Source organism: Pontibacter pamirensis (genome assembly GCF_010015475.1).
Classification (GTDB): domain Bacteria; phylum Bacteroidota; class Bacteroidia; order Cytophagales; family Hymenobacteraceae; genus Pontibacter; species Pontibacter pamirensis.
The window spans coordinates 123,370-149,452 of the sequence record NZ_SSNI01000001.1; the positions used below are offsets into that span (position 1 = coordinate 123,370).

At 48.3% G+C, this 26,083-nt stretch carries 24 protein-coding genes and 1 pseudogene; 14 read left to right on the forward strand and 11 right to left on the reverse strand.

Features of this window, described 5'->3' with window-relative positions; all coding sequences use genetic code 11:
• Positions 1-250: 250 nt before the first annotated feature.
• Both E1919_RS01255 and E1919_RS01260 read right to left on the reverse strand, forming a co-directional pair.
• Positions 251-643, reverse strand: a complete 393-nt coding sequence (locus E1919_RS01255; protein WP_162051533.1) for a hypothetical protein — start codon at positions 641-643, stop codon at positions 251-253.
• A gap of 317 nt (positions 644-960) precedes the next feature.
• Positions 961-2,076, reverse strand: a complete 1,116-nt coding sequence (locus E1919_RS01260) for a hypothetical protein (protein WP_162051534.1) — start codon at positions 2,074-2,076, stop codon at positions 961-963.
• Between the two features lie 33 nt (positions 2,077-2,109).
• Here E1919_RS01260 and E1919_RS01265 point away from each other — a divergent pair, with 33 nt between their 5' ends.
• From E1919_RS01265 to recO, 4 genes are all read left to right on the forward strand, one after another.
• Positions 2,110-2,430, forward strand: a complete 321-nt coding sequence (locus E1919_RS01265; RefSeq protein WP_162051535.1) for a 2Fe-2S iron-sulfur cluster-binding protein — start codon at positions 2,110-2,112, stop codon at positions 2,428-2,430.
• A gap of 160 nt (positions 2,431-2,590) precedes the next feature.
• Positions 2,591-3,184, forward strand: a complete 594-nt coding sequence (locus tag E1919_RS01270; protein WP_162051536.1) for a thymidine kinase — start codon at positions 2,591-2,593, stop codon at positions 3,182-3,184.
• 89 nt (positions 3,185-3,273) lie between these two features.
• Complete coding sequence (gene porZ / locus E1919_RS01275; RefSeq protein WP_162051537.1) at positions 3,274-5,613, forward strand: type IX secretion system anionic LPS delivery protein PorZ; 2,340 nt, start codon at positions 3,274-3,276, stop codon at positions 5,611-5,613.
• A 106-nt stretch (positions 5,614-5,719) separates the two neighbouring features.
• Positions 5,720-6,433: a DNA repair protein RecO gene (recO, locus tag E1919_RS01280; RefSeq protein ID WP_162051538.1), complete on the forward strand. Its 714-nt coding sequence runs from the start codon at positions 5,720-5,722 to the stop codon at positions 6,431-6,433.
• Between the two features lie 83 nt (positions 6,434-6,516).
• On the opposite strand, the gene E1919_RS01285 is transcribed toward recO, so the two are convergent.
• The 3 genes from E1919_RS01285 to E1919_RS01295 are packed head-to-tail and all read right to left on the reverse strand — an operon-like array spanning position 6,517 to position 9,078.
• Positions 6,517-7,050 carry an FKBP-type peptidyl-prolyl cis-trans isomerase gene (locus E1919_RS01285; RefSeq protein WP_162051539.1) on the reverse strand — a complete coding sequence of 178 codons (534 nt, stop codon included), beginning with the start codon at positions 7,048-7,050 and terminating at the stop codon, positions 6,517-6,519.
• A 21-nt stretch (positions 7,051-7,071) separates the two neighbouring features.
• Entirely contained in the window at positions 7,072-8,013 is a 942-nt protein-coding gene (locus E1919_RS01290; protein WP_162051540.1) for an FKBP-type peptidyl-prolyl cis-trans isomerase, read from the reverse strand.
• Between the two features lie 51 nt (positions 8,014-8,064).
• The gene (locus tag E1919_RS01295) at positions 8,065-9,078 is read right to left on the reverse strand and encodes a DHH family phosphoesterase (protein WP_162051541.1); all 1,014 of its coding nucleotides are present in this window, start codon (positions 9,076-9,078) and stop codon (positions 8,065-8,067) included.
• Positions 9,079-9,308: 230 nt separating this feature from the next.
• On the opposite strand from E1919_RS01295, the gene E1919_RS01300 reads away from it, so the two are divergent.
• From E1919_RS01300 to E1919_RS01315, 4 genes and pseudogenes are all read left to right on the forward strand, one after another.
• On the forward strand, positions 9,309-9,728 hold the full coding sequence (locus E1919_RS01300) for a nucleoside-diphosphate kinase (RefSeq protein ID WP_115565208.1): 420 nt from the start codon (positions 9,309-9,311) through the stop codon (positions 9,726-9,728).
• A gap of 120 nt (positions 9,729-9,848) precedes the next feature.
• Positions 9,849-11,084: an energy transducer TonB gene (locus tag E1919_RS01305; protein ID WP_162051542.1), complete on the forward strand. Its 1,236-nt coding sequence runs from the start codon at positions 9,849-9,851 to the stop codon at positions 11,082-11,084.
• A gap of 49 nt (positions 11,085-11,133) precedes the next feature.
• Positions 11,134-11,250: pseudogene (locus E1919_RS01310) on the forward strand (nucleoside-diphosphate kinase); the annotation flags it as partial.
• Positions 11,251-11,353: 103 nt separating this feature from the next.
• On the forward strand, positions 11,354-12,595 hold the full coding sequence (locus E1919_RS01315; RefSeq protein WP_162051543.1) for an energy transducer TonB: 1,242 nt from the start codon (positions 11,354-11,356) through the stop codon (positions 12,593-12,595).
• Between the two features lie 93 nt (positions 12,596-12,688).
• Here E1919_RS01315 and E1919_RS01320 read toward each other — a convergent pair whose 3' ends face one another.
• Positions 12,689-13,006 carry a LysM peptidoglycan-binding domain-containing protein gene (locus E1919_RS01320; RefSeq protein ID WP_237143942.1) on the reverse strand — a complete coding sequence of 106 codons (318 nt, stop codon included), beginning with the start codon at positions 13,004-13,006 and terminating at the stop codon, positions 12,689-12,691.
• A gap of 217 nt (positions 13,007-13,223) precedes the next feature.
• Here E1919_RS01320 and E1919_RS01325 point away from each other — a divergent pair, with 217 nt between their 5' ends.
• Positions 13,224-13,643: a hypothetical protein gene (locus E1919_RS01325; protein ID WP_162051545.1), complete on the forward strand. Its 420-nt coding sequence runs from the start codon at positions 13,224-13,226 to the stop codon at positions 13,641-13,643.
• Between the two features lie 52 nt (positions 13,644-13,695).
• Here E1919_RS01325 and E1919_RS01330 read toward each other — a convergent pair whose 3' ends face one another.
• The 3 genes from E1919_RS01330 to dxs all read right to left on the reverse strand — a co-directional run bounded on the left by E1919_RS01330 (position 13,696) and on the right by dxs (position 18,103).
• Positions 13,696-14,913 carry an MFS transporter gene (locus E1919_RS01330; protein ID WP_162051546.1) on the reverse strand — a complete coding sequence of 406 codons (1,218 nt, stop codon included), beginning with the start codon at positions 14,911-14,913 and terminating at the stop codon, positions 13,696-13,698.
• A 204-nt stretch (positions 14,914-15,117) separates the two neighbouring features.
• Entirely contained in the window at positions 15,118-15,888 is a 771-nt protein-coding gene (locus tag E1919_RS01335; protein ID WP_162051547.1) for an alpha/beta fold hydrolase, read from the reverse strand.
• 298 nt (positions 15,889-16,186) lie between these two features.
• Positions 16,187-18,103, reverse strand: a complete 1,917-nt coding sequence (gene dxs, locus E1919_RS01340) for a 1-deoxy-D-xylulose-5-phosphate synthase (RefSeq protein WP_162051548.1) — start codon at positions 18,101-18,103, stop codon at positions 16,187-16,189.
• Between the two features lie 394 nt (positions 18,104-18,497).
• Here dxs and E1919_RS01345 point away from each other — a divergent pair, with 394 nt between their 5' ends.
• The 5 genes from E1919_RS01345 to chrA all read left to right on the forward strand — a co-directional run bounded on the left by E1919_RS01345 (position 18,498) and on the right by chrA (position 24,091).
• Positions 18,498-19,271, forward strand: a complete 774-nt coding sequence (locus E1919_RS01345; protein WP_181885074.1) for a segregation and condensation protein A — start codon at positions 18,498-18,500, stop codon at positions 19,269-19,271.
• A 126-nt stretch (positions 19,272-19,397) separates the two neighbouring features.
• Entirely contained in the window at positions 19,398-20,459 is a 1,062-nt protein-coding gene (locus E1919_RS01350) for a lysylphosphatidylglycerol synthase transmembrane domain-containing protein (protein ID WP_162051549.1), read from the forward strand.
• 289 nt (positions 20,460-20,748) lie between these two features.
• On the forward strand, positions 20,749-21,891 hold the full coding sequence (locus tag E1919_RS01355) for an FAD-dependent monooxygenase (protein WP_162051550.1): 1,143 nt from the start codon (positions 20,749-20,751) through the stop codon (positions 21,889-21,891).
• 113 nt (positions 21,892-22,004) lie between these two features.
• Positions 22,005-22,520 carry a hypothetical protein gene (locus E1919_RS01360; RefSeq protein WP_162051551.1) on the forward strand — a complete coding sequence of 172 codons (516 nt, stop codon included), beginning with the start codon at positions 22,005-22,007 and terminating at the stop codon, positions 22,518-22,520.
• Positions 22,521-22,744: 224 nt separating this feature from the next.
• On the forward strand, positions 22,745-24,091 hold the full coding sequence (gene chrA, locus E1919_RS01365; protein ID WP_162051552.1) for a chromate efflux transporter: 1,347 nt from the start codon (positions 22,745-22,747) through the stop codon (positions 24,089-24,091).
• Positions 24,092-24,221: 130 nt separating this feature from the next.
• Here the strand turns inward: chrA and E1919_RS01370 are convergent, their stop codons facing one another.
• Positions 24,222-24,587, reverse strand: coding sequence for a hypothetical protein (locus E1919_RS01370; RefSeq protein ID WP_162051553.1), 366 nt, complete (start codon positions 24,585-24,587; stop codon positions 24,222-24,224).
• 317 nt (positions 24,588-24,904) lie between these two features.
• Entirely contained in the window at positions 24,905-25,894 is a 990-nt protein-coding gene (locus E1919_RS01375; protein WP_162051554.1) for an aspartate-semialdehyde dehydrogenase, read from the reverse strand.
• Positions 25,895-26,083: the final 189 nt, after the last annotated feature.

Consider the following 26,083-nt stretch of genomic DNA (forward strand, 5'->3'; position numbering starts at 1 on the left):
GCGCAGCTTATCAGAATCTTTCTATGCAGTAGATTCCAAAAGCTGACAAAGGGTTGCAAGCATTAGAAAAAAACTAAAATTATTTTTTCAAGCCTTAAAGTAAGAGTAAAAACAAATTGCAAGCAACAATTCTAGTAGCTAACGTTAGAGTTCGTGTAAAATTACATAATAATGTAGGAATTGTATTCATATAACAAATAAAAGCCCATCCTGCGGTTGCAAAATGGGCTTCTGGCAGATGCTTTGATAGCTATTCCGTCAGGTACAGGTCTCCTTCAAAACCATGCGCGCGCTGGTTTTTAAAGCGGGTGATGTCTGCCTGCATGTTATCGTATATCTCCTGCACTTCTTCATACTCCTGCGCCAAGGGCTTAATGTGTTCGCTCAGCAGCTTGGCGGCCAATGGGTAGAATTTAGCGTCATCGGTGTTCTTGATATTCACTTTAAAGGAGCTAACGGCACTCTCCAGCTTCTTCATGGCTGCAGGATACTTGCCTTTGAACTCCTGAATGGTGTCACGAAGTTTCTCCCGTATCATCAGGTACAAGTCTTCCTCAAAAGTCATTCCGAAGTCATCATCCTCATCCTCGTCATCAAAATCGCTGTTAGCGAAGTCGTCGTCGTAGTCAAAATCTTCTCTCATGGCTGATAATAAGGTTCTATTTTAATTTAGGTTACGGGTTAAATTTCTCTTTGTGTCAACTTACTGTAATTTTCCCGAAAGACAGGAAAAGGCGTTTTTGATGCCCAGGCACAGACGAAACCCATCACAGTTGCATAATTAGTGTTTCGCTTTCTCTTTTGCAACAGCTTGCCGCTCTCTTTTAAGCTTACTTTCTGTTTTTGAGGAAGCGGCCTGATTTATTCTATCAATGTATGAAATATGGTGTTGAACGTGCCTGGTAACAAGAGAGGCCACTGCTGCTGCAGTGGCCTCTCTTGTTACTTTTTTAACCTGGGTTAAGCAAACTTCCGGTCTATCAGGCGCAGTAGCTTGTTTACGTGCTCCTGTTTTTTGCTCCAGTCATACTTGCTGGCAAGGTCTTGTGATACATGGCGCTTTGCTGCCTCCGGGTCATTGTATTCATCCAGTGCCTTAATGGTATGATAGTAGGTCATGTTGTCGCCACTGAAGAGCTCATTAATAAAGCTAAAGCGCTGGTTAATAGAGATGGAGTTCTTCAGCGACTCAATTTTCTGGTTGCTGTGCGAGTCGGCCAGTGAGGCAGCAGGCGCTTTCCGGAAGTTATCGTTCAGCGTGGGGCGTGCGTTCTTTGGTGCCTCTTCTTCTATATCTTCGTCCACCTGTGGGCGGTAGGCAGGGCGTGCCGCCGGAACTGCAGGGGCCGATGCCTCCCGCTGTGCCGTATGGATAGGCGACACAATTTCCCGTTCACGCGTTGGAGCGGGCGGAGTAGGTTTTGGTATCGGAGTAGCCGCCACAACCGGGGCCGGCTGCCCTGTCACCTCCTGCTCAGAGATAGGCAGCAAACTGCTGAATTGCTGTACCAGCTCACTCAGGGGCGTGCGCTTGCCCTGGTTTGCTTTCACGTACAGCTGAAAACGGCTCAGGATATACTCCCGGTCACGGCTGCTGGAAGAAAGTGTGTCAACAAAGCCGGCAAAAAGTGGCTTATCAATATCAATGTACTTCAAGTTCTCCTGCAGCTTGGGCAGTGCAATTTCTTCCTGTATGCGCAGGAACTTCTCCTCGAAAGTTGTTACAGGGGCCAGCACAACCAGAAACGTGTCATAGATAGCCTTCTGCAGCAGCGGTTCAAAAGCATTGCGCTTCATCAGGATTTTGCGCGAGAGCACGTTCATAAAATTCAGCAGCGCCTCTTTTACGTCCTCATGCTCATAGTCGAAGTAGGGGCTGCGCAGGTTGGCCATCTCCTGGTGCCACTTCAGCAGCAGTTCTTTTATCACAAACAGGTTTACCTGCTTTATCGGCGTAAAACCAAGCAGCTGAGGGCCATTCAGGGTATCGTAGGTGGCGAAGTGACGGTCGCAAAGCAGATTTGCCAGCTGTTTGCTGTAACGCTCTATGTGTAATTGATTATATTTGTCTTCCATGGGGTATACTTTCTTCTGTAAAGTTATAAAATTATGCTGAAGTTGACGGTGCAAAACCTCGCGCAGCTTGAAGTAAAAGTTGCACCGGGGCAAACGCTGCTGCAGGCCCTGCAGGCCCAGGGCAACGACTGGATGCACGCCTGCGGAGGCAAAGGCCGCTGTACCACCTGCCGCATTATTGTGCTGCAGGGGCTGGAGCATTTCGGACCGCTGACGGAGGCTGAAACCCGCTACCGCAACCGAGGCCGCCTGCAGGAGAACGAACGGCTGACCTGCCAGTGTACATTAGAAAGCGGCGATGCCACCGGAAAAGTGCCCGAGCAGACGAAATTGCCACACCTCTTGTATAGTTAGAAAGTTATTATAAGTTAGAAAGTTAGAGAGTGAAAGAACAACAATTCAACCATCAAACAATTTAACCATTCAACAATAAATCACCGTTTCAGCACGGAAAGCCATCAGCACATTGACACATTAAAAAATTAGCACATTATAATTACCACATTAGCAGACAATGTTTATTGAACCACGCGTAGGCAACGGTAACCACGCTACCAGGAGAGGATGGGTTGAAGTAATCTGCGGATCGATGTTCTCAGGAAAGACAGAAGAGCTTATCAGAAGGTTGAACCGGGCAAAGATAGCGAAGCAGAAGATTGAAATTTTCAAGCCCAGGGTAGATAAGCGCTACCATGAGGAGGACGTGGTGTCGCATAATGCCAACTCCATACGCTCCACACCCATTGACTTTGCCCAGGACATGCTGCTGCTGGGCGGTAGCTGCGATGTGGTAGGCGTGGATGAGGCCCAGTTTTTTGACGAAGGTCTGGCCGAAGTCTGCGTAAAGCTAGCCAACAGCGGCGTGCGCGTAATTGCTGCCGGCCTCGACATGGACTACCTGGGCAAGCCGTTCGGACCAATGCCTGCGCTGATGGCGGTGGCGGAGTATGTAACCAAAGTGCATGCGGTGTGTGTGCACTGTGGTGACATTGCCACGTATTCCTTCCGAAGTGTTCCCTCCGAGCAGCAGGTGCTGCTCGGCGAAACAGACTCATATGAAGCCCGTTGCCGCCACTGCTTTGTAAAAGGCATGAAACAGAGGAGTTGATTATTTCTTCGTAAAGCCTGCAGACGGTATAATATAGACGGCTGAATGTAATGGAACAATGCCAGATAAAATAAGCCGTTTGTACATTTATGGACCCTATACGCAACAAACCCCGACAGATGCAACGCATGCACTGGCTATGCTTTCTGGCAGTGCTGGGGCTGTTGCTGCACGGCCTGGAGGGGTATGGGCAAAGTAGCATGGCGCTGGGTGCCTGGCAGGTGCACGTTCCTTACCAACAGGGCAAAGCAGTGGCTGACGCCGGAGACAAAGTATATGTAGCTGCCGACAACGGGCTTTTCTATTATGATAAGGAGTTTAATACTACTGAAACCATCACAAAAGTAGATGGCCTTCGGGAGCAGCAGATTAGCACCATTGGGTATGATGCGGTAACCCATACCCTGGTAATAGCCTATGCCAACACACAGGTCGATCTGCTGCGCGAGAACACCATCTACAACATCAGCGACATTTTCCGGAAGACTGTTTCCGGAGAAAAAAATATCAACCACATCTTCATTCACAATAAACTGGCCTACCTTTCCGGCTCTTTCGGGGTGGTGGCGCTGGATCTGCAAAAGCGGGAGATAAAAGATACCTACAGCAACCTTGGCCCGGGTGGCGGGGCCGTACAGGTACAGGCCTCCGCCATATTGCGCGACAGCATATACCTGGCAACTAACCTCGGGTTGCTTGCAGCACATACCGGAGCAAATCTTCAGGACTTCCATAATTGGTCGGGCCTCAGCGATGGCTTGCCCACTCCTGAAACTGTTACAAGTCTGGCTGCTTTTAACAACAGGCTCTATGCCGGCACAGCTGCCAGCGGTGTATACAGCCTGGGCGGTGGAAATTGGCAACCTGCCGCAGTGGCTCCAAACACAGCCATAAACAATATTACCGCATCTAACACTTATCTAACAGTGGCAACAGCAGTAGGCGTGTACCTGCTCGACCAGCAAAACAACATCTCTCACCTCACGCACCAACTGTTGGCGCAGCCACAGCAGGCTATTGCGGGAGCAGATGGTTTGGTATGGGCTGCTGACAAAACAAACGGGCTTGTGCGGCTTAGTATTAACGGTAGTGCGGCCGCTGCTTTTGCCCCTGATGGGCCCTATTCCAGCAACAGCTTCCGGGTGTATACACATGCCGGCAAGGCATATGTACTAAGCGGCGGCTATAACGAGAGCTATCAGGAGGCCGGGATACAGGATGGGTTTTTTGTGCATGAGAACGGCGAGTGGACAAGCTACAACCAGTTCCTGTACCCCAACCCACAGGAGTATGTTCCGGCCCAGGACCTTGTAGCTGCCAGATATAACCCTGTAACAGATAAAATGTACTTCGGGAGCTACGGCAGTGGGCTGTTAGAGTGGGGCGGGCCAGGCAATGCACTGCTCTATAACAACAGCAACAGTACCTTGCTAAGCCATTCTCCTGATGCGGCTGCCAGTGCTGTTCGGATTACAGATATAGACGTGGATGCAGCAGGCAATGTGTGGGTGGTAAACCGGCACCAGCTTTCTGGCGCACCGGGGCTGCATGTGCTGCGGACGGATGCTACCTGGCAAGCCTTCGCGATTCCGGGTATAGCGGATGGCAATAACCTGGAGCTGATTCAGGTAGATGACTATAATCAGAAATGGCTCTCTGTTTCGCGCAGGGGAAACACCAGCAGAGGACTTGTGGTGTTTGATGAGACACAGAATCGGGTGCGCCAGCTAACAACCGGGGAGGGAAACGGCGGCTTGCCGGACGGTGCGGTCTATAGTATGGCTAAAGACCTGAACGGCGACATCTGGGTAGGTACAGCCAGTGGGGTAGGTGTGTTCTATAACCCCGGCTTTGTATTTGAAACACAACCTTACGATGCTCACATCCCGATAATCGATAGAAGGCCGCTGCTGAACGGGCAGATTGTTCGCTCCATTGCAGTAGATGGTGCCAACCGGAAGTGGATGGGAACCGACAACGGCCTCTGGCTCTTCAGCCCGGACGGCGATGCAGTGCTACATCACTTTACGACTCAAAACAGCCCGCTGCACTCAGACAAAGTGCTGTCAGTGGCGGTAGAGCATAAAACTGGGGAAGTGTTTGTAGCCACCGAGGCAGGCGTTGCTTCCTACAGGGCAGGCGCCACCATCACAGAAGGTGAGCCTGAATGCGCCACTGTTTTCCCGAACCCCGTGCGCCGCGACTATACCGGATTGGTGGGTGTTTCCGGGTTGCCAAACAATGCTGATGTCCGCATCACCGACATCTCCGGAACACTGGTGTACAAGACAAAAGCGCTGGGAGGCACCCTTGCCTGGGACGCCCGCGATTACAACGGCAAACGTGTGAAAGCCGGGGTATACCTGGTAATGAGTTCAGATGCTGAAGGCGGGCAAACCTGTATCAGTAAAATAGCCGTATTGGAGTAGGAGTTGAGAAGGCTGTTTATTTTAAGATTTAAATAAGCTGTTACATCACTCATATATGAAGAGAATAGCCTTGTATCTTATAGGCTGATATTTGCATCCAACCTTTATGCTAGTTAAAACACGGGGCATTGTACTAAACCATATCAAGTACCGCGAGACTTCCATTATTGCCAGAGTATACACGGAGGCACTGGGGGTGCAGTCGTATGTTGTAAATGGGGTGCGGAAGAAAGGGCCTGGTTCACGCGTTGCCCTGTTTCAGCCGTTCACGCTGCTGGAGATGGTGGTGTATACCTCGTCCAGAGGCGGGCTTACACGCATATCGGAGTTCAAAACCGCTCACCCTTTTTCTTCTATTCCTTTTGATATCCGGAAGAGCAGCATCCTGCTGTTTCTGTCGGAGATGGTGTCGCGCACTATAAAGGAGGAGGAGGAGAATCCGGTGCTGTTTCATTTCCTTTACAACGCCATTATCTTCTTTGATGCGCAGGAGCAGGGCTTTGAGAACTTTCACCTCGTGTTTTTGCTGCAGCTTAGTTACCATCTGGGCTTCGGGCCGGGTTCCGGGGCAGAAATTGTGGAGCAGGTAGCCTTTTCGGCCAATGCCCAGTCTGCTACCTCGGCACCTCCTGTGCTGGCACTGCAGGCGCACGAACGTTTCTTTGACCTGTTGCTAAAAGACTCGTCACCAGGCATAATCCCTAATGGGCGCGTCCGGCGCGAACTGCTGGACATCCTGATACGCTATTACCAGCTGCACATAGACCGGCTGGGTGAGATAAAATCGCTGGCTATCCTATCGGAAGTACTGGCAGAGTAGGAGCAGGGTTAACCTATAGGCATAAAAAAGCCGGGGTATGTACACAGCTACATCGCCCCGGCTTTTTACACTTTTTTAGCGTACTATTTGATATCCACTACTTCCACATCAAAGATAAGCACTGAATTTGACGGAATGCCACCCTGAGGATAGCGGCCGTAGCCCAGGTGGGAGGGGATGTACAAGCGGGCTTTTTCACCTTCTTTCATCAATTTTAAACCTTCGTCCCAGCCTCCGATAACTTCTCTTGCACCTACCTTAAATATAAAAGGTCTGGTGCTGTCGTAGTTAGAGTCGAACTCCGTGCCATTCACTAACCATCCTTTATACTTAACTTCTACGTTATCCCCAGACTCTACCTTAACGGCTCCGCCTTGCTCCAACTGTTGGTAGTATAATCCAGAGTTTGTCTTGGTTACAGTGGCCATATCCACATTGTTAGCACTCAGGTACTCTCGAATAAGCTTATCATCCGTCTCCCGCTGTGCTACCGGGTCAAAATAGTAGGGTGACTGTTCATCCTTAGAGCAGGAAACAAGAACTCCGATTGTTGCAAAGAAAAGAAACGCCTGTAGCAGGCGGCTTCTTTTTCCTAAATATGACTTAATGTTCTGCATAAGAATAATTTTAATAGGTACTTACTGCTTCTCTACATCCACCAGTTCCACGTCGAAACGCAGGATGGAGTTGGCTGGCATGTCAGGACCACGATCCTGCTCACCGTAAGCCAGAGTAGAAGGAACAAGTAAAGTGGCATCGCTGCCTTCCTGCAGCTTCTGAATCGCCTCATCCCATCCTTTTATTACCTGGCCCTGGCCGAGCGTGAATTTGAATGGCTCGCCATTCGCCGCAGGGTTATTGCGTGAGCTCTCTAACTCTTTACCATCCAGGTGAGTCAGCTTGTAATGCACCGAAACCTGGTCGCCTGCACTGGCCTGTGGGCCTTTACCTGGCTCATTTACCACATAATAAACGCCAGACTCTGTTTTTTGCACATTCTGCAGGTTATTTTGCTGGATATACTCCTGAATTCTCTGGTCGTCAATCTTTTGTTGCTCCACAGCACGCGTCTGCGCTTCCTGCATCTGCTGCTCAAACATCTGCTGCTGGTCTGCCATCGCCTGCTCTCTCGACTGAACTTTCTCTGCTTTGATAAAGAAAGTCAGCTGTGAACCTGGCTTAATAAACGGAGGCATTGGCTGTGCAAAAGTCTTCGCAAAAAGAGAGTCAGCGCTTACTTTAAACACGCCGCTGTCACCCGGAGACATCATCATCAGGGCCTGCTCCAGGCTACCCTTAAACGTTGGCTCCATTACCGGGATCATAACCGGCTGGTCCTGGGTGCGGGAATCGAACAGCACAGAGTCTTCTGCGTTTTGGTAAGACATCTGCATTGTCACTACTTCTCCTATTTTAGCGCCAGTAGTGTCTTCAGGAGAAACCTGACCTTTGTTCTCGTACGCACCATCCTCGGTTCTTTCGTAAATTTTATAGGTCAGGCCATCAGCCGTTGTATAAAACTCGTCACTGTTATTGTTGCAGCCTTGCAACAGAAAAGCGCCAGCTATTACTGGCAGCAAAAATTTGGTTTTAGATAGCATTGATATAAGTTGATTTGAATTATTACTTGGTTAGGTGTGCTGCAACTGGTCTTTGTACAGCGGCAACAGGCTTTCAAATTTTTGTATGGTAGCCTCCAGTGACTCCATAGAGATACCTCCGGCTGCGTTTTTATGGCCTCCGCCGTTAAAGTGCGACCGTGCGAACTCATTTGCAGAGAAATCACCTACCGACCGGAACGACATTTTCACAGCCTGTGTGCGATCGATGATGAGCGCTGCAAATACTATGCCTTCAATGGAAAGCGCGTAATTTACCAAGCCCTCCGTATCACCGGTTTTAGAATTATAAGCTTTCAGTTCATCTGCCGTAATGGAGATGTAAGCCGTTTTATACTCCTGCAGCACCACCAGTTTATCTTTCAGCACATAACCCAAAAAACGCAGGCGCAGTTCCGTGGAGCTGTCGTAAATAAGGCGGTGAATGTTAGAGGTTTTCACGCCAATCTGCAGCAGATCGGCAATAATGAGGTGTACATTCTGAGAGGTGCTCGGATGCCGGAAAGAGCCGGTGTCAGTCATGATGCCTGCGTAGAGACATTCCCCAATGCCGGTGTCTACCAGGTCAGCATCGCCCATTGCCTTTATCAGGTCATAGACAATTTCGGCTGTGGCGGCCGCGCTGGTATTAGCGTAGTCCAGGTCAGCGAAATCCTCGGGCTCCAGGTGGTGGTCTATCAGCACCTTCGTGCCATTGGCCTGCCGGATATACTCGCCCATCTCGTTGATGCGGGAAAGCGTGTTAAAGTCAAGGCAGACAATCACCTGCGACTCTGCTATGATACGCTGCACCAGGGCATCGTTCTTTTCAGAGTAAACGATTACATCATCGTTGCCCTCCATCCAGTTCAGGAATTCAGGGTAGTCAGAAGGCGTAATAACCGTAACACGGTGGCCTTTCTTTTTAAGGTAACCTGCCAAACCCAGCGAAGAACCCAGCGCATCCGCGTCTGGTTTGTGGTGTGTGGTGATCATCACCTCTTTAGGCTCCTGCAAAAGCTCTTGCAGCGCATTGATATTGTGCATACTATAGGTTTAAATCCTCTGATTAATAAGGATATAAGGCGCAAATTTGAGAATAAAATACTTCTAAAGCAATTAATTAGCGCTTTAGACAGCATCATGCGCTGCTGAACAACCCTGAAGGCAATGGAAGAGTTAACTAAAGTATAATGGAAAGTGTGCTGTTTTTACCTGAAATGCCCTACTTTTGCAGACCGAAAACCGAAGTATAACCTATAATAGATTTAAAAGACATGGCCGGAAACAAGACATTCACTATGATTAAGCCTGATGCGGTGGCAGATAACCACATTGGCGGCATTACCCAAATGATTGAGCAAGGCGGCTTCCGTATTGTGGCAATGAAAAAAACAAAGCTATCTGAGGAGCGTGCAGGTAAATTCTACGAAGTGCACAAAGAGCGTCCTTTCTATGGCGACCTTGTAAACTATATGTCTTCCGGCCCTATCGTGGCGATGATTCTGGAGAAAGACAACGCTGTGGAAGACTTCCGTAAGTTGATTGGCGCCACCAACCCGGCGCAGGCTGAGGAAGGTACTATCCGTAAGAAGTACGCCAAATCTATCGAGGCAAACGCTGTTCACGGCTCTGACTCTGACGAGAACGCGCAGATTGAAGGCGACTTCTTCTTCTCTGCCGACGAGCGCTTCTAGACACTAAAAATTACTTATTGATTGAAAGCCGCGCAACCGTTCTGGTTGTGCGGCTTTTTTATGTGTAGTATATAGGTTATGTATTATATTTAGGCCTACAACAACCTGAGCAACTCTAACATGAAACAAATTTTACTATTGCTTTTATTTCTACTTGCGTCGCGGCTGCTATCCTTTGCTCAGCAAGACAATTCTAATGACTACAAGGCGCTGCTTATAAACTACAATGCAGCGTGGCAGGTTACTAATCCTGAGGCAGCTGTTGTTAAACGTTTAGCATATTTGCCGAGTGCTCTCAATAAAATCACAGATTTACGAGCTCCGAAGTTTAGATATGCTGTTACAGATTATTATGCTGACAATACTGTTCTGGCAAGGGGGCATTATGATGAGCAGGGTAAGAAGTGGGGGCAGTGGACATTTTACTTTCCAAATGGGCAGGTTGACTGCCAAGGAAGTTTTACAGCCAACAAACCCTCTGGTAACTGGAAATTCTGGACTTTGGACGGAAAACCATTATTGGAAGCTCGCTTTGAAGAAGAAAATATGCGTTTACTCAGTAGTTGGAACGAAGTTGGTGAGCAAACTGTCAAAAATGGCAACGGAATTTATACTGCTAATTTTCCTGCAGAAGGCAAAGTTGGGTTTTCGAAACTAGAAGGAATGTTAATAGACGGATATCAAGCTGATAAATGGCACATCATAAACCCACAGGGTCAGGTGGAGATGGAGCAAACTTATGGCTTAGAAGGAAAATTTTTGGCTGGCGCAAGCTATAGCAATGGCAAACTTAAGTCTAAGTACACCTCTGGCGACAAAATAACTATATTGACTGTGCCTGATTACATGAAAATGATGGAACAGCTTAATCCAGATCCTGCCTTTTATGAGTTAAAGTATCCAGTGATAGCCGACCTGATGCAGTGCGAAGTACTAAAGGTAAATTTAAAATCCTCTAGAGGGGCAGCGCCTGAACACTACTTCAAGATCATTCAGAAATTTGACAATGGTGAAATCGATACATTAGATTATGGAGCACCTGTAGTCATGCCTGTTTTCCAAAAGGGTTTAAAGGATTATTATAAATATTTCACTTCTAACGCTAAGTTTCCTGCTGAATTAAAAACTTCAAAACTTGAAGGGATAGTGGTAATAGGCTTTACCGTGACAGCACAAGGAAATGTGGAGAATGTTAAAATTATTAAAGGCCTTTCTCCTTTGGTAGATGCTGAAGCTGTAAGATTAGTAAGTACAATGCCTGGATGGAGACCAGCCACTAGATTGGGTAAGCCTGTAGAAATGACCATGGTTTTGCCATTCCGTTTCTCAAACGGGGGCATCAGTATAAGAGAATGAAAATATAGCTTATATGGTTAATTCATTTTACAGTAACAGATTATAAAGCACTATTTGTAAGAAATATGCCAAGTCTATCGAGGCGAACGCTGTTCACGGCTCTGACTCTGATGAGAACGCGCAAATTGAAGGCGATTTCTTCTTCTCTGCCGACGAGCGCTTCTAAGCAGAAAGCCTTACTCATTGATTGAAAGCCGCCTAACTTTTAAAGTTATGCGGCTTTTGCTTTTTTATGCTATATTCGGTTCCAGAAATCCAATCTTATCCACATGAAACAAACTTTACTTTTACTCCTGATGCTCTTGCTCGGGTTTTCTTCTGTACAGGCCCAGCAAGAGGTGCCTATCTACTACAACCATAAATGGGAGGTAACGAAGAGAGAAACCGCTGTCTTCACCCGATTGGCCTTTGTACCTGATTCTCTTATTAAGGCGGGCAGCCTTTTTGAAATGGCTTTCGACAAAACGGTAGCAGATTATTACGACACCGGTCAGATCATGGCCAGAGGCATATATGTAAAAGGGCAAAAACAGGGAATTTGGCTTTTCTATCACCCCAACGGACAAATAATGCGGCAAGGGAGCTACGAAAACAATAAGCCCATCGGAACCTGGAAGTTCTGGCGTGAAAACGGGAAGCCCTTGCAGGAAGTGGTATGCGACAGGTTATCCGTGAGGTTTCAGAACTTCTGGGACGATGGTGGAAAACAGACTGTGGCACATGGCACCGGCACCTATGTGGCGCTGCTGCCCGGGGAAAACAATAGCCAGATGCAGTTAAAGGGTAATTATATAAACGGGGTTCGGCATGGCACATGGCAGTATGCTCCTGTAACAGCAGACAGGCAGGAAGGAAAGCCTTTGATAGAGCAGGTGTATAACAAAGGAATGCTGGTAAAAGGCTATATCTATGCGAAAGGTAAAAAGATAAGTGAATATACCGCAGAAGACAAATTTAACCTGTCAGCGGATCTTCCTTATCTGGCTGTCGTGGAGAAGTGGGCCGTTGATACCAACGCATTTAAGCCGGGCTATCCTGTGCTGGCTCATGTGCTGAAGCTGGATGTGCAGGAAGTACAGGAAAACAGCGGGACCCAGCAATACCAGGTGATTCTCCAGACAGGGTTAGGTGCTGACACGCTAAAACTGGCAAAGCAGCCCAAGCCAGGCACTATGCCAGCATTTTCGGGAGGCGAGGAGGCCATGTTTAGGTTCCTTGGGAAGAATATACGTTATCCTGCAGCAGCCCAGCGGGCTGGTATACAAGGTATAGTTCTGCTTTCCCTGGCTGTAGCTGCCGATGGCACCATCGAGGATGTCAAGGTACTGCAGTCTGTAAACCCCTTGCTGGATAATGAATCCATCCGGGTGGTGAAGCTGATGCCAAAATGGGAGCCGGCTCTTTCTAATGGCGTTCCTGTTGCAGCATCTTTTATCGTGCCTGTTAGCTACAGAATAGTACAGCAGCCCCAGCAACAGCAGCAATACAATCCATCCCGGAGAGGCTTTTAATACTGCTAAAGTTAGAAGACTTACCTTAGGACATGCTTAAAACAGCAGCGGCCAGCATTTTATGCTGGCCGCTGCTGTTTTAAGCAGATTAATTTAGTCTCTCGGAATCACGAGGCGCTGGCCCGGCCGGATTAGGTCCGGATTAGGGCCCACTGTGTCTTTGTTTGCTTCGTAAATGCGTTTCCAGGTACCTGCATCGCCATAGTGCTTTTTGGCGATTTTAGAAAGGGAATCCCCGCTTTGTACAGTATAAATATCCTGCGTAGGAGTGGCAGGCTTTATCTGGCTCTTGTCCTTGTCAGTATAGAACGCTGAATTCGGATTGCCCGGTGTTGTGGTTGCTTTTTCTGTTCCTTTAGGATTTGTTGCCGGTTTAGCTGGCTCTTTTTTCCCTTTTTTAAAAAAATCCATTAATCCCATATCGGTATAAATTTTAAGTCAAACGTAATTATAAAATGCGGCTACGGTGCTTAGCAAAAGCCGCTTAAAGTTAAAATACGCCTGCAAAGAGAGTTAGTTGTGCTACTGCATTGCAACGGCATGATAAAGAAGACCGTAAGAAGCAAGCATACAAGGCTAAGGCAATAGCATATGCCTTCAGACGCATTATAAATAAACTATGAACCTTATGATGAAAAATAAAAGCAATAACAAAAACACACTGAACACGCTGCTGGCTATGTTGTTTGCAGTAATGCTGGTAAGCTGCGGCGGAGGCGATGAAGTGGGTTCTGAGAATATGATTTCAGGAACAAACAGTAAAACTTGGGTGGCGGATGAGGAAATGGATTCAGCAGGCCAGGAAGTAGAGCAGGTAGATACCGATGAGCAGGGAGGAATGCAGTTTTATGCAGATGGCCGCTTTGCGCTGGGTGAAAGCGGGATGTTAAGAACAGGAACGTGGTCTTTTGATCAGGCCGCCAATCGCCTGACACTTCAGTTTGAAGAGCAAAATGAAACGGTGAACTATGAAGTGACGAAGCTGACGGAAGACGAAATGAACTTGAGAGTGCCGGATGGCTCGGAAATGAAGCTGAAAGCAAAATAAGGCAGCAACTCTTTCCGTAATCTATAGTATATAAAAAAGAAGTTTCGATTTTTTAAACGGCAGTCTGCGTAACAGCGGGCTGCCGTTTTTGCTTTCGAAGCAGCGGGCGCAGCGAAAGCAGGCCAACCAGAGGCCCAATAGCGAGTAAAGCGAAAGCCAGATGCGGCGGTATAACAGTGAGCAAGTAACCCGTAAACTGTATGCTTCCGATAGTAATGGCAAACCCAATAGAGGTGACAACAGTAAGAGCTGTGCCCACAAGTTGAGGAGGTGCCGTTTTAGCAGTAAGTGCAGAAAGCTGTGGCGAATCACCCACCACCACTATTCCCCAGAACAGCAGAAACGGCAGCAACAGGGCAGGCTCCTGCAGCACCCACACCGACAGGATGCAGCAAATACCTGACAGCAGCAACTGTACAAACGCCACCCAACTGCTGCCCCAACGCTGCGACAAATATCCTCCCCCAATACACCCGATAGCCCCGGCCGCTATTACACTGAAGCTATAAATTGAGAGCTGATCCGGTGACAGTTGTGGAAGCCCAAAGGCTAAGATAAAAGGTACAAAAGCCCATAGGGTGTATAATTCCCACATATGCCCGAAATACCCAAAGGCCGCAGCACGAAATTCCTTTTCCCTGAATACCTTCAGCATATTGCCCGTATCAAACCCAATGCCTTTGCTGTGATAAGGACCATCGGGCACCAGCAGGTACATCAGAACACCTCCCAAAGCTGCCAATGCACTAACAGCAAGCAGCATTGTTTGCCAGGGAAGATCTGCCCCGAGTCCGCGCAACAGGTGCGGGAAGGCAGTGCCCAGCACCAGCGCCCCCACCAGGTAACCGATGGCCTTGCCCAACCTACCACTGTACCAGCTAGCTGCTATTTTCATTCCCACCGGGTAAATGCCTGCCAGCAAAAAACCTGTCACCGCACGCAACAGCAGTACTCCTCCCACACTTGTGGCAGAGAAAAGCACCAGCGCATTGGCTGTAGCGCCCAACAAGGCACAAATTAAAAACAGCAGCCTCGGCGATATCCGATCAGCCAGCGAGAAAAAGGCAAAGCAGAGTGTGCCGAGAATAAAGCCAAATTGCACAGCCGATGTGAGCAGGCCCAGCGCACTTTCCTGCAACTGCAGCGAAGCCTGCAACTCTGGCAGCACTGCATTGCCAGCAAACCAAAGCGAAGTGCCTGCGAACTGAGAAAACACAATCGTTGGCAATATGCGGGCAGGTGCAGAAGGCGGCGTGACAGTTTGAGACATTTGAGTTAGTGAGATGGGGAGTTAGAGAGTTGGAAAGTTATTTTGAGTTAAAGAGTTGAGGAGTTAGAGAGTTAGAAAGTTGTGGAGTTGGCTAATTGAGTATGAAATCAGTGTTGTGCAGTAATTGTCCTCACCAGCTTCTATACAAGACCAGATGCAGTTGCAATTTAACTCACTAACTCCTCAACCCTCTAACTTTCTAACTCAAAAGGTTGTTTCAGCAAATTTCTGCAGTGTTTTGCGGGTTTCATAGGTGCGTTCGAACATGCCCATGTGCCCGGTTTTGGCGATAAAGTAAACCATGCTGTTATCGGGCAGGTGGCATTGCTCCAGGGCTTTCTCCATCGGCACGGCACCATCATCCTTTCCAAAAATAAATAGTATAGGATACTTTGCTTCCTTCAACACTTCTGTCCGGTCCGGGCGATCGCGCATGGCAGCCAGCGCACCTAATACTGTTTCTTTTGGTGTCTGCCGGCCGATTTCCTTCATCATCTCGATCTCTTCTTTCAGTCTAGCCCTGTTATCGCTGAAAAAGAGCGGCTCTACAAAAGGATTGACGAAGTTTACCACACCATGGCGCTCTACATAATCGATCGTTTTGTTTCGGTTTTCCTTTTTTTCTACTGTATCGGGTAGGGCGGAGGAGTGGAAGAGGCAAAGCCCATTGAGCATATGGCCATACTTTTCTGCGAAGGCCATGCTAACGTAGCCGCCCATAGAGTGTCCGACCAGGAGGCACTTCTTTACGCCTAGTTCATCTAACCGGCGCTTCACATCTTCTGCCATGCTCTCCATGCTGTAGCAGCTGATGCCTTTTGTGTTATCGCCGTGGCCGGGGAGGTCCAACGCGATGGTTCTGAACTGCTGCTGCAGCGGCTTCATAAAATCCGCCCAAACCTGCTTGCTCTCGCAGAAGCCATGCAGGAAAACCAAAGCATCTACAGCGCCCGCATCTATATAAGTGTTTGCCATAATATTGTCTGAATCAGGATTTACAGGATTCTGTAAGAATGTACAGGATTTGAACTATGATAGATACAAATCATGAAGGATTCAAATTGCAAATTTATACTTTTCCAGTCTCTCATACTTAGTTGTGGGCTGAAGGATGCATTATAATTAATTTTTGTACGCCAGACGCAACAGTAATCCTGTTCGTCCTTAACATCATCCTGTAAATCCTGATTCATACAAACAAAAAGCCTCACAGCATAAACACTGTGAGGCTTTTTGTTTGTATGTCTTTTATCGTTTCTTCCTTTGTCGAACCTTAAGCCTTCACCGGCACACCTATCATTTCGCGAACGGTGTGCTCAATAGCTACCGGGTCCATGCCTGCTTCTTTATGCAGTTCCATCTGTGAGCCATGCTCGAAAATCTGATCAGGTATACCCAAGCGTTTTACCTGCGAGGTGTAGCCATTATCGACCATAAACTCAAGCACAGCGCTACCGAAGCCACCTTGCAGGCAGCCGTCTTCTACGGTAATTACTTTCTCATATTTGCTAAAGATATGATGCAGCAGTTCCTCATCCAGTGGTTTGGCAAAACGCATGTCATAGTGGCCGGGGGTAATACCGTCATACTTCAGTTTTTTGCAGACATCAGTTGCATAGTTACCAATATGGCCGAAAGTAAGGATGGCTACTTCTTCGCCTTCCTGTACGGTACGACCTTTGCCGATTTCAATCAGCTCCAGCTTGGTGCGCCAGTTCGGCATCACACCTTCGCCACGCGGATAACGGATAGTAAACGGACCGGCACCGTCTTGTGTGGCAGTATACATTAGGTTGCGCAGTTCTTGCTCGTTCATTGGGGCAGACACCACCATGTTCGGGATGCAGCGCATGTAGGCAATGTCGTAGGCACCGTGATGGGTAGGGCCGTCGGCACCGGCAAAACCAGCTCTGTCGAGGCAGAAAACCACCGGCAGGTTTTGCAGGCACACATCGTGCACTACCTGGTCGTAGCCGCGCTGCATAAACGTGCTGTAGATGTTACAGAACGGAATCATACCCTGCGTGGCTAAACCAGCAGAGAAAGTAACCGCATGCTGCTCGGCAATGCCCACATCAAAGGCACGATCCGGCATGGCCTTCATCATAATGTTGAGAGAGCAGCCGGAAGGCATGGCAGGCGTAACGCCCATTACTTTAGGGTTCTGCTCGGCAAGTTCTACAATGGTATGGCCAAACACATCCTGATACTTCGGAGGCTGTGGCGTGTCGTGATGCTTCTTATAAATCTCACCCGTAATCTTGTCGAATAGGCCTGGCGCATGCCATTTAGTCTGATCTTTCTCGGCCAGGGCAAACCCTTTGCCTTTTGTGGTAAGGCAATGCAGTATTTTCGGACCCGGAATATGCTTCAGGTCTTCCATCACTGACACGAGATGGTCTATATCGTGGCCGTCAATCGGGCCGAAGTAGCGGAAGTTAAGACCTTCGAACAGATTGCTCTGCTTCAGAATGGCCGCTTTTACGCCGCTCTCAATTTTTGAAACAACTGTGCGGGCATCCGGCCCGAACTTGCTGATCTTGCCCAGTATTTTCCAAACCTCGTCGCGCATCTTGTTATAAGTGCGGGAGGTAGTGATATCCGTTAAATATTCTTTGAGTGCGCCCACATTCGGGTCGATGCTCATGCAGTTGTCGTTGAGCACTACCAGCAGGTTGGCGTTTGCCACGCCGCCATGGTTCAGCGCTTCAAAGGCCATACCACCTGTCATGGCACCGTCGCCGATCACGGCAATGTGCTGGCGCTGGTCTTCTCCTTTATACTTAGAAGCAACGGCCATACCCAGTGCCGCTGAGATGGAGGTGCTGGAGTGGCCTACGCCAAAGGTATCGTACTCGCTTTCTTTTCTTTTAGGAAATCCGGAAATGCCACCATACTTGCGGTTGGTATGGAAAATGTCGCGGCGGCCTGTTAGTATCTTGTGCCCGTAAGCCTGGTGCCCCACATCCCACACCAGTTGGTCGTAGGGCGTGTTGAACACATAGTGCAGGGCTGTTGTAAGCTCCACTACGCCGAGACTGGCACCAAAATGGCCGCCATGTATCGACACGACATCAATGATATACTGCCTGAGTTCCTGGCAAACCTGCAACAGTTGCGCTTCCTTAAGTTTCCTCAGGTCGGCAGGTGTGTCGATAGAGGCCAGCAGCTCTCCGGGTTTAATAATCATAGGGTTGTCTTTAAAGACCCAACAAAAAAATGTAGCGAAAGTTTACTAATGGCAACAATTACGCTAACGGCCAACGGGTAAAGTTAATAAAATTAGATAAAAGCATGCTCTTTAACCGCCTTGTTTCATACGGAAGCGCAGAAAAAAAGGCGTATATTATATAGTGAAATCTATATTTATGTTTAAATAAGTAGCTTAGGCTGCTTTTCAGAAGGCAAAGCTATACGGGAAGGGCAAATGTTTTTTTTTAAACATGCTGATTTGAGCTATACGTTCTGAACCATGCTCGACTGGCTTTTAATTGTAGAGGAGGCTTTTATGGTAGCTGTCTGCCGAAAATCCTTATTTTTGTGAACTGCGCTGTGCCAAGCGCCTAAACCATAGCTTATAACAGGTGAGTTTCGAGATTAAATTACCACTGTTCAAAGGGCCTTTTGATTTGCTGCTCTTCTTTATTGAACGCGACGAACTAGACATCCACGATATTCCAATCTTTCAGATTACGAATGAATTCATGGGCTACCTGCAGCAGTTAGAGCAGCTGAACATAGAGGTAGCCAGCGATTTTATTCTGACGGCTGCAACGCTTATGCGCATCAAGGCCAAAATGCTGCTGCCGCGCGCTGACAAAGACGAAGAAGGAAACGAGATAGACCCGCGTGAAGAGCTGGTGCAACACCTTCTGGAGTACAAAAAGTATAAAAGCGCCATTCCGGATCTGACCGCTATGGAAGAGCAGCGTATGGCACAGGAGAACCGGGGCAACATACACGAGGAGCTACAGCAGATAGCCCTTGCTAACCATTTCGAGTATGAACTGCAGGACCTGAGCCTTTACAAGCTGATGCGGGTATTCGAGAAGGTGATGGTGCGCTACGATGAGGAGCAAAGCCGACCCAAACATACCGTTATCACGTATCCGTATACCATTGAGGAACAGCGTGACCTTATCATGCGGATGGTGACGGAACGCAATCAGCTGGCTTTCTCGCAGCTTATCGCGGAGTTTCCGGACAAAATCGGGATGATATTCAACTTCCTGGCTATTCTGGACATGCTGCAGCTTAACCTGATAGGTGTAGAAGTGGGCGAAGGCTTCAACGATTTCATTATAACCGTTGCCGAAGGGCAGGCAGCGCAGGTAATGCAATTGTTGATAGAAGAATAGCAGGTAATTCAAAACAAAATTGCTGATCAGGCTAACCGTTTGGCATACGATTAGTTATAAGCTTTATGCCTCTGCCACCGCTGGCATTATGCCGCAGCATGGACAGGCTTAAGCCATTACACTTACATGGACCAGAACAAGAAGACAATACTTAAAAGTTTTAGCCCCGTCAAAATTCTGATACCGGTATTTTTGGGTTTGGCGGCTACTGTCTGGCTTTTTATACGAGACGACAAGGTAAGTGAACTGAAGGGTTTAGCCCAGGCCAACGTATGGTGGCTGGTGGCGGCGCTGTTAGTGCTGTTGGTGCGCGATGTCGGCTATATGTACCGCATCCGCAGCCTCACCGATAAATTCCTGACCTGGCGCAACAGCCTCGATGTAATCATGCTCTGGGAGTTTGCCTCCGCCATTACACCTTCCGTAGTGGGTGGTACTACCATTGCCACCATCATCCTGAACAAAGAAGGTATTCCGCTGGGCAAGTCGCTGGCGTATGTCATGCTCACGGCTGTGCTGGACAACATGTTCTTTATTGTGGCGGCCCCCATTGCCTTGCTGCTGACGCAGGGGCAGGTTTTCCCCACATTCAATCTCGACCCATCCGATGTAGCAAAGTTGCAGTCGGCCTTTTATATCAGCTATAGCCTGATTGCAGTGTATACTTTCGCCATGATTTATGCCCTTTTTGTCAAACCAAGAGCATTTAAGTGGCTGCTGCTAAAAGTTACTTCCGTCCATTTCCTGCGCAAGTGGCGCGTGAATGCGTTCCAGCACGGCAACGAAATTGTGTGGGCATCGGAGCAACTCAAAGGCAAAGGATTTAATTATTGGTCCAGAGCCATTATCTCTACAATTTTTGTGTGGAGTGCCCGTTATTTCCTGCTCAACTGCCTTATTGCCGCTTTTACCGATGTTACGCTCAGCGAGCACATGCTGATTATTTCCCGAAACCTGATCTTCTGGATTGTGATGCTGATTGCTATTACACCAGGTGGTGCCGGGATTGTGGAGATGGCGTTCCCAAGTTTCTTCGGCCTCTTCCTGGGCGGTTTCAGTAGCATCGTAGTTGTGCTCTACCGCCTGATCACGTACTACCCATACCTCATACTTGGGTCTATCTTCCTGCCAAGGTGGATTGCCAAAGTATTTGGGCACTACCCGAAGCAAAGTGAGGTGCGGGCCTGATGTAAAGGTCCCATATTAAAAGAATAAACAGGGAGCAGCATGAGTTTTACTTGTGCTGCTTTTTTATAGGCAGAAGCGGTGCTTACCGTTAAGCACCAGGTGCTGAAGTCTTGTGTCTGCAAACAGTTATACCGCAAATCATCGTTTGTCAAACTAAAGTCCCAGCGGGACGACCTGTTGATAGAAATCAACTTGGTCATATCCCTAGCTCCAGCGGAGCGACCTGTTTTATGCTGTATTAACAGGTCCCTCCGCTGGAACTTTGACATAATGCTGTAAATCAAACTGAATGAAAATCATTATTATAGGAGGTGGAATAGGCGGTTTGTGTGCTGCCATTGCGCTACAGAAAGCAGGCATCGAAGCGGTGGTATATGAGGCCGCGCCTGAACTGAAGCCTGTGGGAGCCGGGGTAGGTCTGGCTGCCAATGCCATGCAGGGCTTAGAACGCTTAGGCGTTTCCGAGGCAGTAGTGGCGCGCGGGAAACAGCTGACAGCGCTGGTGATGTTTGATGAAAACGGAAAAGTAATCAGCAACCTCGATACTCAGCCATTGAGCAGGAAGTACGGCATCAGCAACTTTGTGATACACAGAGCCAACCTGCACGAAGTGCTGCAGCATCACCTGCAGCCAGGTTCGCTGCTGTTAGGCAAGCGCTGCGCCAGTATAAATCAGCAGGCAGAACAGGTGCAGGTTGCTTTTACCGATGGCACCCAGGCTACGGCTGATTTGCTTGTTGCCGCTGATGGTATTAACTCGGTGGTGCGCCGCCAACTGTTGCCGCAGCGCCAGCCGCGCTACGCCGGCTATACCTGTTGGCGCGCTGTTATACAGAACCCGGGAGTGGAGATAAATACCATGATTTCGGCGGAGACATGGGCTCCACAGGGGCGGGTGGGTATCGCGCCACTGCAGGACAACAGCATTTACTGGTATGCCTGCATCAATGCGCCGGAGCGTGATGAGCGCATGCGGCAGATGACCCCAGAAGGTTTAGCAGCGCACTTTGAAGGAGTAAATCCTCCCATAGCGGCTGTGCTGGCTGGCACAAAACCGGAGCAGCTTATCTGGAACGACATTGCTGACATAAAGCCCTTAAGAAAGTTTGTATTTGGGCGTGTCGTGCTGTTGGGAGATGCTGCGCATGCAACCACGCCGAACATGGGCCAGGGGGCCTGCCAGGCCATTGAAGATGCGGTAGTGCTGGGGCAGTGCCTGGAGCAGCAAACCCCTGTAGCGGAGGCGCTTGCATTATACGAAAAACGGAGAGTGGCACGAACAGCTAAAGTCATCCGCCTCTCAAGGCTGCTGGGGCAGGTGGCGCAATGGCAGCAACCGCTGCTGGGCAGCATGCGCAACAGCCTTTTCCGGGCAATGCCCGAAAGTGTCACACAAAACCAGATGGAGTGGCTGTATAAGGTAGACTTTTAAGTAAAAATTGCTACTTTCAACGTAATCCGGCCTTTTAAAAATTTATACATCCTGATCTATAAAACCCAGTACGGTGTTTGTTCCCGTATACCTGCACTACAAAAAAGCATATCATGATAAGAAAACTGTTGCTGTTACTTACAATCACTACATTTTTGGGCTGCTCCGACAGCAATACCAACTTGCTTGACGAGCTGCAGGCTGCCGTTGATGAAGAAGAAATCGGGGAAAATGGGTATAATGTAGTAGACCTGGAAAGCCTGACAAATTTTGAATGGGATACGCTGTACTTCTTTCAGGCGGGAGAAGACAAGCGTGCTATCAGCGACGCAATTGGGTTTAAATGGGGTGGCGAAACTGTGCCGCAGCTAAATAGAAGACTTTTGTTTACAAAAGATGGGCAGGTAGTCTCTTACACGGACTATAACTACATGGAGTTCCCTGTGATGGTGTACGGCTGTAATGAAGACAGGTGGGTGTATCCACGAAGTAGGTCCAGGTTTGCTACCTTTAAGTACTGTAGTGATGGCGAGACCATTTATCCTTTTATTCCAGTGGAATGTGCCGGCAATTTAAGCGAGATGATTGAAACCGGTTGCCCGGAGGGAGAGGCTACAGCAGCATTATAACCTTCAAAGGTGGTAAAGGTATGCCGCTGCCATCTGGTTTCTCTGCTGAGTCAGGGCAAGTTGTGGATAAAAGCCTGATTCTGATTTAATTTCTTTGAATGCTTGCGGAGCAACAACGGCTAGTTATAGGCGTAATATTTTTAAGCTTTCCATCTCCTGTGTAGGTCAGTTTAGGCCTTCGTATTAATGCTGGTCCCTATCTCTTACCTGCTAAGTTTCAACCTATGCAAGCTGAGCCTACCATTGTTCAGGCTAATCCAAAACCGAGTTTCAGGGAAGCTTTTTTCTTTTGGCTGAAACTAGGGTTCATCAGCTTCGGTGGACCGGCAGGGCAGATTGGCATTATGCATGAGTTTGTGGTAGAGCAAAAGAAATGGGTCTCCGATTCCAGGTTCCTGCATGCGCTCAACTACTGTATGCTGCTTCCGGGGCCCGAGGCGCAGCAACTGGCAACTTACATTGGGTGGCTGCTGCATGGCGTGAGAGGCGGCTTAACGGCTGGTATCCTGTTCGTGCTGCCTTCGGTGTTCATCCTGCTGGGGCTAAGTGTTATTTATGTTACGTATGGCAACATACCCTGGGTGTCGGCTTTGTTTTATGGATTGAAGCCTGCTGTAGTAGCTATTGTAGCACTGGCCTTAATTAAAATCAGTAAAAAAGCTTTGGTAAACTGGCTGCACTATGTGCTGGCCCTGCTGAGCTTTATCCTCATTTATTTTCTGGATATTCCGTTCCCATTCATCATCCTCGGGACTATTATAGTGGCTGTTATCATACTGCGGTTATTTCCGGGTGTACTCCAGGTGCGCACTACAGAAGGAAAGGCATTTGACCATGAAACCGGTTACTACATAAATGCTTCCACCGAGCTGCCTGATACCGGGTTTAGCTGGAAAAGGGTGACGATGCAGCTTGGTATAGCCCTGCTGCTCTGGTTGGCTCCATTTGCTTTGTTCTACCTGCTGTTACAAGACACTAGCTTTTGGACTGAACTGTCGCTGTTTTTCACGAAGGCTGCTTTGGTTACCTTCGGTGGAGCCTATGCTGTTTTGCCCTATGTGGCACAGGTAGCGGTCGAAAAACTCAACTGGCTCAGTAGCTACCAAATGATCGATGGCCTGGCTCTGGGCGAAACCACACCTGGCCCTCTGGTAATGGTGCTGGCTTTTGTAGGGTTCATGGCAGGGTATAATTATTTCAGCGGCTCTCTGCTGATGGGCACTGTGGGGCTGTTGGTCACTATTTTCTATACTTTTCTGCCTTGCTTCCTGTTTATATTGGCAGGGGCGCCAATCATAGAAAGAACACAAAGCAACACCAGCATAAAAGCAGTATTAAGTGTTGTAACCGCAGCTGTTGTAGGAGTCGTCCTAAACCTGACAGTCTATTTTGGGGAGGCTGTGGTGATAAGAGAAGGTAGTGATACGCCGGCAGTAGACTATGTTAGTCTCGGCTGGGTTGCCGTCTCACTGCTTGCCATGTACCGTTTCAAAATCGGCATGATTCCGTGGATAATAGTAAGTGCACTGGCTGGGCTGGCCATGTACCTGGTTGGGTATTACCAACCCTGAGCCAGGCTTACAGGATACCTGCAAGGAGCATGGTAAAACGATAATAACAACAGGCGGGTGCTTGCGTTTAGCTGCTCTTCATGCGACCATATGCAAGTACCCGCCTGTTGCTTTATGCTTGCCTCAGTTATTAATTTAGCGCTGCCCCTACCGGAATAGAGCAATCATGGCCTAACTCTCCGTGCGGTGGGTTAACACCGGATGCTACTGCCCCTTTTATGACTGGCGTAGGCGGCGTAACAGTGGGTTGCATACTTAGATTAGGCTGTGCAGGAGCGTTTAAAGGTGTTCCAACCGGTATGTCGCAGCGGTGGTTTGGCTGGCCATGTGCTGGGTTTAAAGCTGCTGTTGCACCCTGCGCTGCAGTACCTGTAGCTTGTGCTGAAGTTGTTGTATTCAAAGGCGCTGTAGCAGTGACTGTCTGTTCTTTCTCAGAGGAGCAGGCTACAAAGCCTAAAACAGCAGCAGACAATACAATGCGGGAGATTATTTTCATGTTATAAGAGGGTTTAAGTAAGGAAGATACAAAAAAAATAGAGTAATAGTTCTTCTTTGTTCTATCAGGTTGATTTTAATGATAAAGTAAGTTGTTCTGATTTCAGCCGCACTTGTCTTTTAAAAAAAGCAAATTTCTGGTTCCATCTGCGTTGTGCCCTTTCAGAGCCTTTGGCTTGACCTGCTGCAGATTTCCTAAGCAGCAAAAAAAGATGGGGACTAAGAAGCCCCCATCTTCTAGCTCCGGAGAGATAAACCCGGGAACTATCTGTTCTTTCGTGCTACGGAATACGTGTTACGTGAGTCGAAAAACAGAACCTACACTAGCTCGTGCTTCATCAGGTACTCCGCAATCTGTACCGCGTTGGTCGCAGCGCCTTTGCGCAGGTTATCGGCCACAATCCACATGTTTACAGTGCGCGGCTGCGTTTCGTCTAAACGGACACGCCCTACCAGCACCTCGTCTTTGCCGTGTGCATCTTTCGGCATCGGGTACTGCAGGTTTTTCACATCGTCTACTACCACCACGCCTTCTGTTTCGTTCAGGATGCGGTAGATGTCGTCTAAAGAAAAGTCTTTCTCAAATTCCACATTCACAGACTCAGAGTGGCCGCCCATTACCGGGATACGCACAGCTGTAGCCGTTACCCGTATAGAGTCATCGCCCATGATCTTCTTTGTTTCGAGGATCATTTTCATTTCCTCTTTGGTATACCCGTTGTCCTGGAACACATCAATGTGCGGCAACACGTTCAGGTCAATCTGGTACGGGTATGCTTTTTCGCCATCTTTGCCGGCACGCTCATTCATGAGCTGGTCTACAGCCGCCTTGCCTGTGCCTGTTACCGACTGGTAGGTGCTCACTACAATGCGTTTCATCTTCAGTTCATCGTGCAGCTTGTTTAGCGCCACCACCATCTGAATGGTAGAGCAGTTTGGGTTCGCAATAATTTTGTCTTCCTGCGTCAGCTCGTCTGCGTTGATTTCAGGCACTATCAGTTTCTTGCTAGGATCCATGCGCCAGGCTGAGGAGTTGTCTACCACGGTGATACCAGCCTCGGCAAACTTAGGAGCCCATTCCGTAGAAGTGCCGCCACCGGCAGAGAAAATGGCAATTTGTGGGGCAGCTGCAATAGCATCCTGCATCCCGATAACCTTTATCTGTTTACCCTTAAACTCCATCTGTTTCCCAACAGACCTTTCTGAAGCAACCAACAACAATTCATCTACCGGAAAATTACGTTCTTCCAGTACTTTCAAAATTTCACCGCCAACCAATCCTGTGGCGCCTACAACTGCTACTTTCATTGTTTTTAAGGTATAGATAAATAATTAATGTCTAATTTTTTATGGAGCTAAAGTGCCTTTAAACACAATAAGCAAAGGTTTAGCGACTATGTGCAGCCAGCATAAAACCAATATATAGCCTTAATGCAGTATAAACCCGTAAAGGTGCAAAATAAAAGTGTTGCTGTTTAATAGGTTCTGCAGCATCTG

Bases quoted from the DNA above. Each gene is read 5' to 3' on its own strand.
- E1919_RS01255 (WP_162051533.1), bottom strand. From the start codon at position 643: ATGAGAGAAGATTTTGACTACGACGACGACTTCGCTAACAGCGATTTT.
- E1919_RS01260 (WP_162051534.1), bottom strand. From the start codon at position 2,076: ATGGAAGACAAATATAATCAATTACACATAGAGCGTTACAGCAAACAG.
- E1919_RS01265 (WP_162051535.1), top strand. From the start codon at position 2,110: ATGCTGAAGTTGACGGTGCAAAACCTCGCGCAGCTTGAAGTAAAAGTT.
- E1919_RS01270 (WP_162051536.1), top strand. From the start codon at position 2,591: ATGTTTATTGAACCACGCGTAGGCAACGGTAACCACGCTACCAGGAGA.
- porZ (WP_162051537.1), top strand. From the start codon at position 3,274: ATGGACCCTATACGCAACAAACCCCGACAGATGCAACGCATGCACTGG.
- recO (WP_162051538.1), top strand. From the start codon at position 5,720: ATGCTAGTTAAAACACGGGGCATTGTACTAAACCATATCAAGTACCGC.
- E1919_RS01285 (WP_162051539.1), bottom strand. From the start codon at position 7,050: ATGCAGAACATTAAGTCATATTTAGGAAAAAGAAGCCGCCTGCTACAG.
- E1919_RS01295 (WP_162051541.1), bottom strand. From the start codon at position 9,078: ATGCACAATATCAATGCGCTGCAAGAGCTTTTGCAGGAGCCTAAAGAG.
- E1919_RS01300 (WP_115565208.1), top strand. From the start codon at position 9,309: ATGGCCGGAAACAAGACATTCACTATGATTAAGCCTGATGCGGTGGCA.
- E1919_RS01305 (WP_162051542.1), top strand. From the start codon at position 9,849: ATGAAACAAATTTTACTATTGCTTTTATTTCTACTTGCGTCGCGGCTG.
- E1919_RS01315 (WP_162051543.1), top strand. From the start codon at position 11,354: ATGAAACAAACTTTACTTTTACTCCTGATGCTCTTGCTCGGGTTTTCT.
- E1919_RS01320 (WP_237143942.1), bottom strand. From the start codon at position 13,006: ATGGATTTTTTTAAAAAAGGGAAAAAAGAGCCAGCTAAACCGGCAACA.
- E1919_RS01325 (WP_162051545.1), top strand. From the start codon at position 13,224: ATGATGAAAAATAAAAGCAATAACAAAAACACACTGAACACGCTGCTG.
- E1919_RS01330 (WP_162051546.1), bottom strand. From the start codon at position 14,913: ATGTCTCAAACTGTCACGCCGCCTTCTGCACCTGCCCGCATATTGCCA.
- E1919_RS01335 (WP_162051547.1), bottom strand. From the start codon at position 15,888: ATGGCAAACACTTATATAGATGCGGGCGCTGTAGATGCTTTGGTTTTC.
- dxs (WP_162051548.1), bottom strand. From the start codon at position 18,103: ATGATTATTAAACCCGGAGAGCTGCTGGCCTCTATCGACACACCTGCC.
- E1919_RS01350 (WP_162051549.1), top strand. From the start codon at position 19,398: ATGGACCAGAACAAGAAGACAATACTTAAAAGTTTTAGCCCCGTCAAA.
- E1919_RS01355 (WP_162051550.1), top strand. From the start codon at position 20,749: ATGAAAATCATTATTATAGGAGGTGGAATAGGCGGTTTGTGTGCTGCC.
- E1919_RS01360 (WP_162051551.1), top strand. From the start codon at position 22,005: ATGATAAGAAAACTGTTGCTGTTACTTACAATCACTACATTTTTGGGC.
- chrA (WP_162051552.1), top strand. From the start codon at position 22,745: ATGCAAGCTGAGCCTACCATTGTTCAGGCTAATCCAAAACCGAGTTTC.
- E1919_RS01370 (WP_162051553.1), bottom strand. From the start codon at position 24,587: ATGAAAATAATCTCCCGCATTGTATTGTCTGCTGCTGTTTTAGGCTTT.
- E1919_RS01375 (WP_162051554.1), bottom strand. From the start codon at position 25,894: ATGAAAGTAGCAGTTGTAGGCGCCACAGGATTGGTTGGCGGTGAAATT.